Raw genomic sequence first — 13,683 nt, forward strand, 5'->3', positions numbered from 1 at the left:
AGCCGGCAGCAAATGATATTTATCCAGGATATTCAGGATGTCAGCAAATGGAGGAAGTTTTCCAACAGGTGCCATCCTTGGGCTTTTTTTCGTATTGTTAAATTTAAATACTTTTTTATAAAGCATTTGTTTTTTACCAGAACCCTTTTTTTGCATCAAAGGGAAAAGGGTTCCGGAAGGGTGCATAAAAAGAGGGAAGAGGGGGACCGGGCGATCATGTTCTTCTATGATATGACATTTTTTCCCCCTGATGGATTCAAGCCATTTTGCAATCTGAAACGGGTTTCCAATTGTTGCAGAAAGTAAAAGCAGGGGAATTCGAACCGGCAGGTAGATCATAATTTCTTCCCAGACAACACCTCGCTGCTCGTCTCCAAGAAAATGGGCTTCATCCAGGATAATCAGGTCGCAGGTTAAATTAACACCTGTATACATGGCATCATACAGCTGATTTCTTAAAATTTCCGTGGTACCGATAATAATTGTGGCATCCGGGTTTTCTTTAATATCGCCCGTAAGAATACCGACGTTTTCTTTGCCGAAAAGTTTTGAAAACTGGGCATGGATAGAATTGGTTAAAGCCTTTAAAGGAGTTGCATACCATACCTTTCCTTTTTTTTGCATCACTTTTTGAGCGACTTGTTCAGCAATCCAGGTCTTTCCGCTGCCTGTAGGTGCTGTGACCAGGCAGTCTGATTTTTTTATGGCTTCAATCGCTTGGATCTGAAACGGATCAGGCTTAAACCGGGTTTCTTCAGGGACACCTATTTTTCTAAACACATGCCTTAAAGACTTGTCAGAGCCCGGCTTCATCGGTTTTATACCTGGATGGTTTCTGGGTGTTTTATAGTATTTTTTTGAAGGATAAAATCTATTTTTCATACTTCTATTGACAAAAAGTGAGTTCCTATTATTGAGGACATCCGGGTGGTTGCTGCAAGTGTTGCATTTGGTTGTGACATATGTTACCTAAAAACTAGTTAGTAGCCCCACCGAATGATCGGCTGGTTTTTATTCAAATATTGAAATCAGGAATAAAAGTCAAGGCTAAACATGAAAAACAAGATATCTGAAATAATGTTGAAAAAAATCATAAATAGTGCCGACACATTGCTAATTGAAAGCATCAACGGATTTGGAAGAGCCAATTTCAGTTTGATTGATGTTCATGAAAATCCATTATATATCAATAGAAAAGATGCACCACTTCATGGGAAAGTGGCTCTTGTATCTGGTGGCGGATCAGGCCATGAACCGCTTCATATTGGATATGTTGGTTATGGTATGCTGCATGCTGCGTGTCCAGGTGAAATATTTTCATCTCCAACCCCTGATCAGATATTAGCTGCCGTAAAAAAGGTTGATGGTGGTGCCGGAGTGCTTTTTATTATTAAGAATTACGATGGTGACCGCATGAATTTCGAAATCGCCTCAGAGCTATTGGATATAGAACATTCTACCCTTATTGTCTGCGATGAGGCACTACCCCCTGATTTGGATCAGACAATCATCCGCAGGGGACTGGCCGGCACTGTTATAATTGAAAAAATAGTGGGTGCTGCTGCACAGGCTGGCGCGGATCTATATTCCTGCAAACAGCTTGGCAAACGAGTTAACCGTGTGACGCGAACCATGGGTATGGCGCTGACAGGCTGCAGGATTCCGGCAGCAAGTAAGTCCACCTTTAACCTGGCTGATAATGAAGTGGAAATGGGTGTTGGCATTCATGGTGAACCGGGTCGTAAACGTATAAGACAAATGAGGGCCGATGATCTGGTTCATGAACTCATAGAAGCAATCTGTATTGATTTACCAATACATCCCGGCGTCCCTGTTCTGCTCCATGTGAATGGTTTTGGGGGCACTCCCTTAATCGAGCTTCATGTTGTTTATCAGGCAGCTTTTAACCTGCTGGAAAAAAGAGGACTTCTTATTGCCCGCTCTTTTGTGGGAAACTATACAACATCTCTTGAAATGAAAGGATGTTCGATTACTGTTACCATTTTCGATGATGAACTGCTTCATCTCTGGGATGCTCCTGTACATACAGCCTCTCTGTGTTGGGGATATTAGAAATGCAAAACCAAAAATTACTTCTCTGCGAGGACAAGTTCAAACAATTGTCGAGCGTAATCTTTAATCATATTTTCTATTTTATTCTGTTTTTCTGAATTTTTCAATAAAGGCGTTTTAATGATTAATTGACCTTGAACCCTCCCTTTTGATGACTCCTGTATTTCCATTCGGTACTGGTAGTTAGGATGGGCTAAAGCATAAACTTTTAAAAAGGTTTCCCTCTCTTTGGTTGAAAATCGACATAAATTAAAAATTTTTTCCAGATGAACAGCCGGCACCGGTATGGAATAAGACGGATTGGTAATTTGAGATACAAAACTTTTATTTTTGTTTAATACTTTGGCTATTTTTAGACGTGTTCCCGATGGACGGCGATTGATATACTCCTGCAATAAGGATTTGTATGCAGACACCATTTCTTCTTTAGGCTGAGCGCTTGACAGCTCGACAATAATTTTATTCATTATTTACCTCTGTATTGCACTATAGCCATATTATTTATAAGGACATCAGTTCAGCTGTTGCGCGAACTTCTTCCAAAGATCCCCCGCCGGCAGATTCTGTGGCAGCCATAACAGCACCTTCCACAATCGGAGCATTGCAGATTATTACATTGGACTGTTTTTCTTCATGAAGCATTTCAATTGCCATTTCCGTATTGGTTTCAGCACCCCCAAGATCAACCAAAACTGCAACACCGGCTGAATTCCAGACCTGTTCAATGGCGGTTTTAATAGAAGCAACATCTGTACCTAAGCCCCCTTCCGAATTACCACCACAGCAGGATACCGGCACTTCATCTCCCACCATCTGTCGAACCATATCAACTATGCCTTTCGCAACATCGGTTGAATGGGAAACAATTACAATTCCCACACAACCAGCTGAAGATTGCTTTGTCTGCATTTGCAATTGGGTCATCTGTTTTTCAATACTATCACAAACCGCCCGCACCAGAAGTTGGCTTGATTTAGCACCCGGATCAAGGTGCCCAATGGAGCGCTTCCCCAAAAAAGATGCCCTGCCTTTGGTAGCAACTATGTTAAGAGTAGAGTCCAAGCCCTTATCAGCAGCAGCTCTTAACATTTCTAAAGTTTGTTTAAGATCTGTATTTTTTGAAGCAGCCAGGTTCAAGGCATTAGAAACAGGGATCAATACATCCAGCATTGTTTTTTCACCCATATCAGATTTGCCTCTTTTCTTAACTGCAGAGACACCTTCTGAAATAACATGAGCAATGCCGGCGATATCAAGGATGGCTCCTTCACTTGCCTTGCCAGTTGCTATAAATAAAGACCCGTAAAGTGGTCCTGAAGCACCGCCAATACGCATGACCAACGTGGTTCCTATTTTCTGTAATGCTTTTGAAAAGGAAAGGACGGAGAGTTCTTCGCGTATGTTGAGAACTGCATTTAAGCCGCGTTCCATATTGATGCCATGATCGCCATCACCAATGGCTCTGTCCAAATCAGATAACAGCTCACTGTTTGCTATGATGGAACCTGCTACCGAATCAATAATTTTTATCATCAGTTGTGCAATCACTTGTACCTTCCTGAATAATTATTATATTAACCATTCTCCTTTTTGCTTAATCAACTAGTACAACATATTCCAGCATAAAAGTAAATATCAGGTGGATTGAAATCGCTCCCGGATCCGGATGACCCAATGACCGTTCCCCCAGTGATTTAGCCCTTCCTATGGTTGCAACCATCTCTTTGGTGCTTTCCATTCCCTCTTTTGCCGCTCCAATAACTGCTAACAGTGCTTCTTCTAAAGACAATTGGCTTGTGGTTTCAGATACAAGTGCCGCAGGTTCCAGTGCATCTACCATTGTTTTATCTCCCGGTTTAGCCTTGCCGCGTTTTTTAACGGATTCTAGCCCATTGATCAGGATGAGAGAGAGCGCTTTTGCATCAAGTATTTTCTGGTCTTGGGTTTTTGAAGCAGCACCCAGGAAAAGGGTCCCGAAAATAGCTCCTGAAGCACCACCAATGGAATTCATCAAAGCAAATCCAATTGTCTTCATCAAAGCGCCCAAGGACTGAAATTCCTTGTCTGTAAGTTCCTTTTGAACCGTTTCAAAACCTATTGCCATGCCAATCCCATGGTCACCATCACCAATCACCTTGTCTGCCTGGGTTAATATATCCTTACTTGCAATCATTTTTTCAGATAAGAACAAGAACATCTTTTTGGTTTCATGGAGACTCAGATGTGCTCTTTTCATTGTGCTTTTATCTCCTTGTTAATGCAACCGATTGAACCGGCAGGTTATAGTATTTCTCAAGTTCATCGTCCAATCTCATAAGACTGATGGAAAAGCCAGCCATCTCAAGAGAGGTGCAATAAGTTCCTGCAAGTGTGTCATATACTTCAATCTCTTTTTCTTTCAAAATCTGACGAACTTTACGATTAATAATCAAAATCTCCATTAATGTTGTGCCACCTAAATTGTTTACCAGTAAACACACCCTGTCATTTCTTTTAAACGGCAGATCCGACAGAATTTTTTCCATCATTTCTTCAACCAATGCATCCGCAGGCAATAATTTTTTACGCAATACTCCAGGTTCACCATGAATTCCCATGCCGATTTCGATTTCATCATCACCCAACACGAAGGTAGGTTCGCCTGATTCAGGAATTGAACCCGCTGAAACTGCGACTCCCATAGACCGTATATTGTCTCTGGTTTTTATGGCAATACGTTCAATTTCATCCAGATCACTTGTTTCACTACAGACACCACCAACAATTTTTATGGCAAAGACATACCCTGCAATGCCTCGACGGTCGTCTATCTTTTCTATAGGGGCGGATGCCACATCATCCCAGATCTGCACAGAACGAGTTTTAATATTTTCAGCAGCCGCCATTTCCGAGGCTATCTCAAAATTTAGATTATCACCCGCATAATTTAAAACCAGGTTCACAACCCCTGCTCCGGTATCTGTGGCTTTGATCGTTTTTAAAATCGTATCCGGGGTCGGTGAGGCAAAGACATGACCGCAGGCAGCGCCATCGGCAAGATTTTCACCGACAAAACCGGCTGAAACCGGTTCATGTCCGCTGCCACCTCCCACAACAAGTCCTACTTTGCCCGGCACCATTTGTTCTTTGACGATTACATTTACCCCATCCAATTTCTTCAGCTGACCATGACTTGCTTCAACCAAGCCTTCGAGAGCTTCAGGCACGACCTGCCTGGGATTATTTATAATTTTTTTAATCATAATAAAGCCTCCCTGTATAATTGTTAATTTTTTTTTTAATGGTTCCACTTTATTTTTATGACCTTCATTTATATAAACTTAACTAAATTATTTTTTATATGAAAATAAACAGATATGCAAACAATAAATTTATAATTAATATTATTACAGAGCATGACCACTATTGATAGGGATTTTAAAGTATTAGCTTTAATTCAAATTAAAATCAAAATTGCTTTAAAAAAATATTGACAATAAATTTAGTTTAGTTTACAGATTACTGAACTAAACTTATTTGTTTGAATGATCAATCCCAAAAAAAGGAGGTTAAACATGAAAGTTTTAATGAGAAGTTTTTTGGTATTTGCTTTGTTAATCATTGTTGGAATTTCCAGCCCTGCAATCGCCAAGGAAAAATTTATTACCCTGGGATGGGCGGCCTGGGATCCGGCTAATGCATTGGTTGAGTTATCAAAAGATTTTACAAAAAAAACAGGGATCAAAGTTCAGTTTGAGTTTGTACCCTGGACTAATTTTGCCGACAGAATGCTGAATGAATTAAATCAGGGTGGAAAAACCTTTGATATTTTGATTGGTGACAGTCAGTGGATTGGAGGTGGAGCTGTTTATGGTCATTATGTGAAGCTGAACGATTTCTTCGACAAAGAAGGCATCGACATGAACGATTTTCTGGCACCCACCGTATATGGCTATTCAACCTGGCCCAAGGGAACGCCAAATTATTATGCCTTACCGGCTTTTGGTGATGCCAATGCATGGGTTTACAGGAAAGACTGGTTCAACAAGCCGGAAATCAAAAAGGCTTTCAAAGAAAAGTATGGATATGAGATAGGTCCTCCGGGAACATGGACAGAGCTAATGGATATTGCCAAGTTTTTCCAGGGGCGTGTTATCGACGGTAAGAAAAGATTCGGTGCTGCAATCTTTACAGAGAGAGGGTCAGAAGGAATTACCATGGGCGTTACTTCAGCCATGTACGCATGGGGATTTAAATATGAGCATCCTAAAAAACCGTATCATATGGAAGGATACGTTAATAGTCCCCAGGCTGTGGAAGCCTTGGAATTCTATAAAGAACTTTACCAATGCTGTACACCTCCTGGGCATTCTGATGCCTACATGGTTGCAGATCTGGATGCATATGATTCCGGTCAGGTTGCCATGCAAATGAACTGGTATGCATTTTTTCCGGGAATTAACAAGTCTGAAAATGTAGGGTTTGGTAAAACCGGATTTTTTTCCAATCCTGATCAGCTGACCTCCGGAGCCACACTGGGTGGACAGGGTATGTCGGTTGTTTCCTATTCTGATAAAAAGGATCTGGCGCTTGAGTATATGAAATGGTTTGCCAGTCCTGAAGTACAGAAAAAATGGTGGAAGTTAGGTGGATATTCCTGTCACAAAGCAGTACTTAACGATCCGGATTTTGTTAACTCACAGCCATATGCCCAGGGCTTTCTCGATTCCATGCAAAAAGTTAATGACTTTTGGCAGGAGCCGTTTTTCGTGGAATTGATGCTCCCGATGCAAAAACGTGTTCATGACTATGTGGTTGGCGGTAAAGGGACTGCTAAACAGGCGCTTGATTTGTTGATAAAAGACTGGAAAGAAGTTTTTGAAGAAGAAGGTAAGCTGTAATTGATTTAATTCTTCTTTGACCCGCAAAATATCGAACAGGTATTAAAAAATCAAGAAGCCGGGCAAAACAAGCCTGGGCTTCTTGATTCCAAAGTCCTGATTTGATATATGAAATCCATCAAGAAAGTTAATCTTATTGGTATTATGGTTAATCAAATAAATAAAAAAATCCTGAACATGTCCGATCGTTCTATCGCGTGGCTGTTTACATTACCTACCCTTATTCTCCTGATATTCATCAATATCTATCCTTTGATCTGGTCGATTTACCTGTCTTTTACCAATTTTAAGGCAAATCGTCCCGGTGTACCCATCGAATGGGTGGGAACCAAGTGGTATAAGAAAATCCTTTTAAGTGAAGATGTCTGGGCAAACATGCAGGTCACAGCGCATTTCCTGCTATGGACTATAGTATTGCAAGCTTTATTAGGGTTATCTCTGGCCCTGCTGTTAAACAGAAAATTCAAAGGGCATGAGTTGATGACAACTGTGGTTGTATTGCCCATGATGCTGTCTCCGGCAGTTGTGGGGGTTTTTTGGACCTATATCTATCAGCCGCAGACCGGTATTTTTAACTATATTGTTAATTTTTTTAAAGATTTTGGTGAGTTCACCATGATCGGGGATTTTATTCTTGCTCCATGGAGTATCGTCATAGTGGATACATGGATGTGGACACCTTTTGTCATGTTGATGTGCCTGGCGGGGTTGCGGTCAATACCGGATTATCTTTATGAAGCAGCAGAAGTTGATAGAGCCAGCAAATGGCAGCAGTTTATTCATATCACCTTACCCTCTGTTTTGCCTTTTTTGATGCTGGCGGTTTTATTCAGGGGAATCGAAAATTTCAAGATGTTTGATATGGTCAATGAGTTGACTGGCGGAGGGCCTGGCTCAATCACGGAACTTGCATCTATTCACCTTAAGAGAGCGGCATTTGAAAAATGGAGAACGGGTTACAGCTCCGCGTTTGCAGTCATACTTTTTGTAACTATCTTCGGGGCTGGAAATATTTATGTGAAATTTTTGAACAAATTGAAAGAGAAGTAGTAAAATGTCTACCCATCCGGATACATCCAGATCACCGCTGGAAGCTTCTTCGCTCAGTAAAAAAATTGCAGCGATTATCGTTATTGTATATGCAACTATTGCTTTAATACCCATGCTGTTGATTGTAGCAACTGCATTCAAAAGCACAACCGACGCCATTACATATCCTCCAAAGGTTATTTTTAAACCGTCGCTGGAAGGAATTGTCAACCTTGCTACCAACAGAACCCGGCAATCTAAAGAGTATCTTGACTCGCTGCCTCCCCCAAAGGCCTGGTATGAAAAAATTGTCCGCAAACGTCAAATGGTTATCACCGGGCAATCCAGATTTTTCCATCGATTTACAAACTCCCTGATCATCGGCTTTGGTGCTACCTTTTTTTCTGTATTTTTAGGGACTTTTGCCGCGTATGCATTTTCTCGTTTTAAGATACCACTGAAAGACGACCTGTTGTTTTTTATTCTTTCGACACGTATGTTTCCTCCCATTGCAGCTGCCGTACCAATCTTTTTGATGTACCGAAAATTGGGCTTGAATGATACACACCTTGGAATGATTATTTTATATACCGTTGTTAACTTAAGTCTTTCAGTCTGGTTATTAAAAGGCTTTATGGATGAAATCCCAAAGGAATACGAAGAAGCCGCCCTGGTTGACGGGTATTCAAGGTTAAGTGCTTTTTTCAAAATCATTTTACCCCAGGCAGCAACCGGTATTGCAGCAACCGCCATTTTTTGTTTGATTTTTTCATGGAACGAATATGCATTTGCTATTTTGCTAACCTTTAGAGAAGCACAAACACTTCCCCCCTTTATACCGACAATTATCGGAGAGGGCGGGCTTGACTGGCCAGCTATTGCAGCGGCTACAACAATATTCATGTTACCTGTTATTATCTTTACTATTGTATTAAGAAAACATTTACTCAGAGGAATAACATTTGGAGCAGTGAGAAAGTGAATACAAATACTAAAAAAGGATGGATCAACAGATTGTTCCGCCGAGGACCAATGGAAAACATTGCCTCTGTGGTTATTGGTTTGGGAGTTTTTATGTTCATGCAACCCTTTTCTATATTTTTGTACTCCCATTCCTTTAAATTTATTTTAACCGGCACAATCGCATTTCTTGTTGTTAGTCACTTCCCAAAATAGTAATGAGGACTTATGGCTGAGATTGTAATAAAAGATTTGAATAAGAAATTTGGTGAGTTTACAGCCGTAAACAATTCCAATCTTACCATAAAAGATGGTGAGTTTTTTGTATTATTGGGTCCGTCAGGATGTGGGAAAACAACTACTTTACGGATGATAGCCGGTTTGGAATTGCCCACCACCGGTAAAATTTTTCTCGACAATAAGGACGTCACTTTTTTACGGACATCCCAACGGGATATAGCCTTTGTGTTCCAGCTATTTGCACTTTATCCCCACATGAATGTTGAAAAAAATATCGGTTTCCCTTTAAAAATTCAAGGGGTTTCAAAAAGACAGATCAAGGATAAGGTTATAGAGGTTTCTAAAATGCTTCACCTTGAGCATCTGCTGAAATTAAAGGTATCTGGTCTGTCCGGCGGGGACAGGCAAAGAGTTGCACTTGGAAGATCCATCATTAGAAGGCCCAAGGCTTTTTTAATGGATGAACCTCTCGGTGCTTTAGATGCTGAGTTTAGGGAAATGATGTGTTTTGAATTAAGAAAACTCCACAATGACATTAATGCCACAACAGTTTATGTCACACACGATCAAATCGAAGCGATGTCCATGGGAGACAGGGTCGGCATCATGAATAAAGGCATCGTGCTCCAGGCAGATGATCCCTTAACGATTTATAACAAGCCAAAAACCATGTTTGTCGGCAAATTTATCGGCAGCCCGGCTATGAATTTTATTAAAATCAATTCCGTCATCCAGAAAGGGAAAAAATCAATTAAAATCAACGATAGAAAGATTGAAATTCCTAAAACCCATGAAGACAGCAAAGCAACCTGTCATTATCTGGGAATCAGACCTGAAAATATTGTTATTACGAACGATGGAGAAGTCAGAGGTAAGGTGTTTGGTGTCGAATACCTTGGTGCGCACCAGATAGTTACAGCAGACACTGAAGTCGGAAGGCTGAAAGTGAGAACTTCAAGTCATATTCAATTAATGATAAATGATACTATCGGGTTACATTTCCTTCCTGATAATATCATTATTTTTAATGGTGAGACCGAGGTTGCTTTGAAAAGTCAGTTTATACTATGATTATTAACATCATTTTCTATAACTTAATAAATTTAAGAAAAATATAAATGTCTGAAGTAAAACTAAAAAATATAACAAAAAAATTTGACCAAACATTAGCAGTTTCTGATTTATCCTTAACGATTAAGCATGGTGAGTTTGTAGTTTTACTGGGCCCGACCGGTGCCGGAAAAACGACAACCCTGAGGCTGATAGCAGGTTTAGAATCAGCTGATCAGGGCAAAATTTTTATTAACGGACAAGACAGTACAAAATCGCAGCCCGCGCAAAGAGATGTGGCTTTTGTGTTTCAACAGTATTCATTATACCCCAATTATTCTGTATATGATAACCTGGCTTTTCCTTTACGCTCGCCTTACAGGAAAATGAACAAACAAGATATTGATAAAAAAGTTCGTGATATTGCAACGACTCTGCATATAGAGGACAAACTTAAAAACAAATCCACCCATTTATCAGGAGGAGAAATGCAGCGTGTTGCCATTGGCAGGGCGCTTGTACGTGAACCCAATATTTTCCTGATGGATGAACCACTGTCTTCACTTGATGCAAAACTCAGAGAAGAATTAAGACTCGAGCTGAAAAATATTCAGGTCAACCTTCAAGCAACCCTTCTTTATGTAACACATGATCATGTTGAAGCGACAACAATGGCTGATCATATCGGTATTTTAAAAGAAGGTGAGCTGATTCAGTTTGATACGCCTGATACTATATATAATCAGCCAAATTCCATTTATGTTGCCGACAGACTGGGTTCACCCAAAATAAATATCATGCCGTCGCATCTTTTAAACATTGATATTCCTGAAAATGTAAAATATATCGGCGTTCGTCCGGAAAATGTAACCATTGATGAAACGGCACAAATGCAAGCACATATTGAAACCATACAAAATCTTGGAGTTGAAAAGATCATATCAATGAGTATCAATGGTGAGATTATTCGTGCGATTGTCAGACCGGATGAATTTCATAAAATTCATGATACGGTCAAAGTTCATATCACAAGAAAAAATATGCTGTTTTTTGATAAAAATTTCCAAAGGATTCAAATCAAACAATAGATTATACTGTGATAAATCATAAAAACTAATATTATGCAACTTCCTTAGTCCGTAATCCGGTTGGGTGCGGATTGCGAATCACATGCCCTCTGTGACAGTATGAGTGAGACACTTGGCGGTCTTAACGCGCAACTTTCGGTAAGAGCCTGTACAGAATTGCAATCAACCGTTCCCTGCAATCCCCACCCAACCTCCTCGGCATACCCAAACTCAATATTACTCCATCCAATATCTTCAGTATTCTGAATAAATACTTTCGTTGATCTAACCAAAAACAAACTTGATGTATAAAAAAATACTATGTGCATGGTTTCATCTGTTAATCAATCTTCTTATTTTTTTACAGGGTTTTTAAATATTGGTAGAGATTGATGAAAATGAAAATAATTTGGTCGCGTAAGCACCAAAGAGATGAATATGGAAAGTCTGGCATTAGGCAATTTAAGGCATAATTATAATGGGTATCATGACAAGAAAAAAAATTTCTATCAATGATTTTTACAAAAAAAAATCAACGGGTGAAAAGGTCAGCTGGCTCACCTGCTACGATTACCCAATCCGAGCTATTACCGGCAACTTATTTTCATCTGGTGTTTACGCTTCCCCATGACCTGAACCCAAACCATTCTGGATCATTTCCATCTGCATTGCCTCGTTCCCGGAGGCGTGCTGTCAAATGACCGGGAGACCTGGACCCCGTCCAAGAAGAACTATCTTTTCAGGACACAGTCAATGGTAAAGGCATTCAAAATCATTTACATCAAAGGTCTCAGGCAATTCTATGAAGCCGGTGATTTTACCTTCCCCGGCGAGACGGCAAAATATGAAACACCTGCCGGGTTCAACCGACTGATAAAAATCATTAAAAAAAAGAAATGAGGTTTGAGGCAACAGAATTTATCCGCAGGTTCCTGCTCCATGTTTTACCCAGAGGATTTAAGAAAATCCGGCATTTCGGTTTTTTTTCTCCCCGATATAAAGCAAAAAACATAAAACTGATCAGAGAATTTTTACAGGATGACTGCAAAGAGTATATTCCTCCTGTTGAGGGACCTCAAATATCAAATTAAACAATTGTGATCTCTTTTTGGGCGCGACTACTGATAAAACGCTTTTGGTTTTGTTTTTTCTATAGTTGTGTTGCGATCTAAATAAGAAACTTGCCTTGATTTTCGGTCCGAATTTGATACCATATTAAGATTGGAGGATTTAAAAATGAATATTACCAATGACATAAAGTCTGTTACTTATCTTAAATCAAAAGCCGCTGTTTTGTTAAATCAAATTAATGAAACTCACCGTCCGGTGATCATCACTCAAAACGGAGAACCTCGTGCAGTTCTTCAGGATCCTGAAAGTTATGAAAATATGCGCAATGCGATTGGTTTGTTAAAGCTTTTATCCCAAGGGGAAAATGACGTTCGAAGTGGTAATGTTAAAGCTCAAGAGGAAGTTTTCAAAGGCATTGAGAATTCGCTGAAAGAAAAGCTCTAATGAATCCAAAATATCAAGTAATTTGGACCCATGTTGCTGAAAATGATTTAAAAGAAATCATTGAGTATGTTTCAAATGACAGACCTCAAGCTGCGTTAAAAATTCTTAAAACCATTAAGGATAAAGCTTCAAATCTATATACCCTCCCGGAAAGAGGCCGTATTGTACCGGAACTTAAGGATCAAGGGATATTACAATATCGAGAATTAGTTATTCCACCATGGCGCCTGTTATACAGGATAATGGATCGGAAAATATTTGTATTATCAGTAATAGATTCTCGGCAGAATGTTGAAGATATTCTTTTAAAAAGAATGATTAATTTGTAATTGAGATCGGACCTTCCCTTAACCGGTCAATGACTATTTTGGGAGAATCAAGCCCGAAACGGTTTATATCAAGGTTGGTAAGTTCCATAAAATAAAAGTCAGAAACATCATCAGAGGCTTTTATGGTATCAAAATCATCAACACTGCATAAAAAGGCAAAATCTATAATGCTGTATGTGACAGTTTTGTAAACGTATGTATTGGGGACAGAACAAAAATATTTAAGAGAGGTAATTTTTAGGTTGAGTTCTTCTTTTATTTCTCTTATCAGACAGGCTTCAATTGTTTCTCCCGGGTCGGTAAAGCCGCCTGGAAAATCCAGCATTCCTTTTGCCGGATCATATCTGCGTTTTGTGACCAGCAATTCACCCTTTTTATTGAAAATCAGGGCAATCCCTGCGGCAGCCGTATTTAAATAAAATTTAAAATTGCAGGAACTGCACAAAAAAGATTTTTCATCAGATATTACAAGACTTTTCCCTCCACATTGAGGGCAATATTTAAAAAGATAGTCGTTCGGGTTTTTCAAAAAAATTATTT

At 39.7% G+C, this 13,683-nt stretch carries 16 protein-coding genes; 10 read left to right on the forward strand and 6 right to left on the reverse strand.

Annotation, left to right across the window (positions count from 1 at the left end; translation table 11 throughout):
* Positions 1-882, reverse strand: an 882-nt coding sequence (locus K8S13_RS07480; protein ID WP_291461643.1) for a DEAD/DEAH box helicase, incomplete at its 3' end; no start/stop codon positions are given.
* Positions 883-1,053: 171 nt separating this feature from the next.
* Here K8S13_RS07480 and K8S13_RS07485 point away from each other — a divergent pair.
* Positions 1,054-2,073: a dihydroxyacetone kinase subunit DhaK gene (locus K8S13_RS07485; RefSeq protein WP_291461644.1), complete on the forward strand. Its 1,020-nt coding sequence runs from the start codon at positions 1,054-1,056 to the stop codon at positions 2,071-2,073.
* A 17-nt stretch (positions 2,074-2,090) separates the two neighbouring features.
* Here K8S13_RS07485 and K8S13_RS07490 read toward each other — a convergent pair whose 3' ends face one another.
* Genes K8S13_RS07490 through K8S13_RS07505 form a run of 4 tightly spaced genes read right to left on the reverse strand, consistent with a single transcriptional unit; the run spans position 2,091 to position 5,315 of the window.
* Positions 2,091-2,540, reverse strand: a complete 450-nt coding sequence (locus K8S13_RS07490; protein ID WP_291461645.1) for a hypothetical protein — start codon at positions 2,538-2,540, stop codon at positions 2,091-2,093.
* A gap of 34 nt (positions 2,541-2,574) precedes the next feature.
* A complete protein-coding gene (gene dhaL / locus K8S13_RS07495) occupies positions 2,575-3,621 on the reverse strand; it encodes a dihydroxyacetone kinase subunit DhaL (RefSeq protein ID WP_291461646.1) in 1,047 nt (348 codons plus the stop codon).
* Between the two features lie 46 nt (positions 3,622-3,667).
* Positions 3,668-4,309 carry a dihydroxyacetone kinase subunit DhaL gene (gene dhaL, locus K8S13_RS07500; RefSeq protein WP_291461647.1) on the reverse strand — a complete coding sequence of 214 codons (642 nt, stop codon included), beginning with the start codon at positions 4,307-4,309 and terminating at the stop codon, positions 3,668-3,670.
* A gap of 7 nt (positions 4,310-4,316) precedes the next feature.
* On the reverse strand, positions 4,317-5,315 hold the full coding sequence (locus K8S13_RS07505) for a dihydroxyacetone kinase subunit DhaK (protein WP_291461648.1): 999 nt from the start codon (positions 5,313-5,315) through the stop codon (positions 4,317-4,319).
* 312 nt (positions 5,316-5,627) lie between these two features.
* On the opposite strand from K8S13_RS07505, the gene K8S13_RS07510 reads away from it, so the two are divergent.
* The 9 genes from K8S13_RS07510 to K8S13_RS07550 all read left to right on the forward strand — a co-directional run bounded on the left by K8S13_RS07510 (position 5,628) and on the right by K8S13_RS07550 (position 13,143).
* Positions 5,628-6,953, forward strand: a complete 1,326-nt coding sequence (locus K8S13_RS07510; RefSeq protein WP_291461649.1) for an extracellular solute-binding protein — start codon at positions 5,628-5,630, stop codon at positions 6,951-6,953.
* Between the two features lie 108 nt (positions 6,954-7,061).
* Positions 7,062-8,003 (forward strand): carbohydrate ABC transporter permease, encoded by a 942-nt coding sequence (locus K8S13_RS07515; RefSeq protein ID WP_291461650.1) that lies wholly within the window; start codon positions 7,062-7,064, stop codon positions 8,001-8,003.
* Positions 8,004-8,007: 4 nt separating this feature from the next.
* On the forward strand, positions 8,008-8,964 hold the full coding sequence (locus tag K8S13_RS07520) for a carbohydrate ABC transporter permease (protein WP_291461651.1): 957 nt from the start codon (positions 8,008-8,010) through the stop codon (positions 8,962-8,964).
* 206 nt (positions 8,965-9,170) lie between these two features.
* Positions 9,171-10,253, forward strand: a complete 1,083-nt coding sequence (locus K8S13_RS07525; protein ID WP_291461653.1) for an ABC transporter ATP-binding protein — start codon at positions 9,171-9,173, stop codon at positions 10,251-10,253.
* A gap of 47 nt (positions 10,254-10,300) precedes the next feature.
* On the forward strand, positions 10,301-11,320 hold the full coding sequence (locus K8S13_RS07530) for an ABC transporter ATP-binding protein (protein ID WP_291461654.1): 1,020 nt from the start codon (positions 10,301-10,303) through the stop codon (positions 11,318-11,320).
* A 627-nt stretch (positions 11,321-11,947) separates the two neighbouring features.
* Positions 11,948-12,199: a transposase gene (locus tag K8S13_RS07535; protein WP_291461679.1), complete on the forward strand. Its 252-nt coding sequence runs from the start codon at positions 11,948-11,950 to the stop codon at positions 12,197-12,199.
* Entirely contained in the window at positions 12,196-12,390 is a 195-nt protein-coding gene (locus tag K8S13_RS07540) for a transposase (protein ID WP_291461655.1), read from the forward strand. The genes K8S13_RS07535 and K8S13_RS07540 overlap by 4 nt, the downstream gene beginning before the upstream one ends.
* A 145-nt stretch (positions 12,391-12,535) precedes the next feature.
* A complete protein-coding gene (locus K8S13_RS07545) occupies positions 12,536-12,814 on the forward strand; it encodes a type II toxin-antitoxin system Phd/YefM family antitoxin (RefSeq protein WP_291461656.1) in 279 nt (92 codons plus the stop codon).
* On the forward strand, positions 12,814-13,143 hold the full coding sequence (locus K8S13_RS07550) for a type II toxin-antitoxin system RelE/ParE family toxin (RefSeq protein ID WP_291461657.1): 330 nt from the start codon (positions 12,814-12,816) through the stop codon (positions 13,141-13,143). The genes K8S13_RS07545 and K8S13_RS07550 overlap by 1 nt, the downstream gene beginning before the upstream one ends.
* Here K8S13_RS07550 and K8S13_RS07555 read toward each other — a convergent pair.
* On the reverse strand, positions 13,133-13,672 hold the full coding sequence (locus tag K8S13_RS07555) for an NUDIX domain-containing protein (protein WP_291461658.1): 540 nt from the start codon (positions 13,670-13,672) through the stop codon (positions 13,133-13,135). The genes K8S13_RS07550 and K8S13_RS07555 overlap by 11 nt on opposite strands.
* Between the last annotated feature and the right edge of the window lie 11 nt (positions 13,673-13,683).

It is taken from the genome of Desulfobacula sp., from assembly GCF_021107415.1.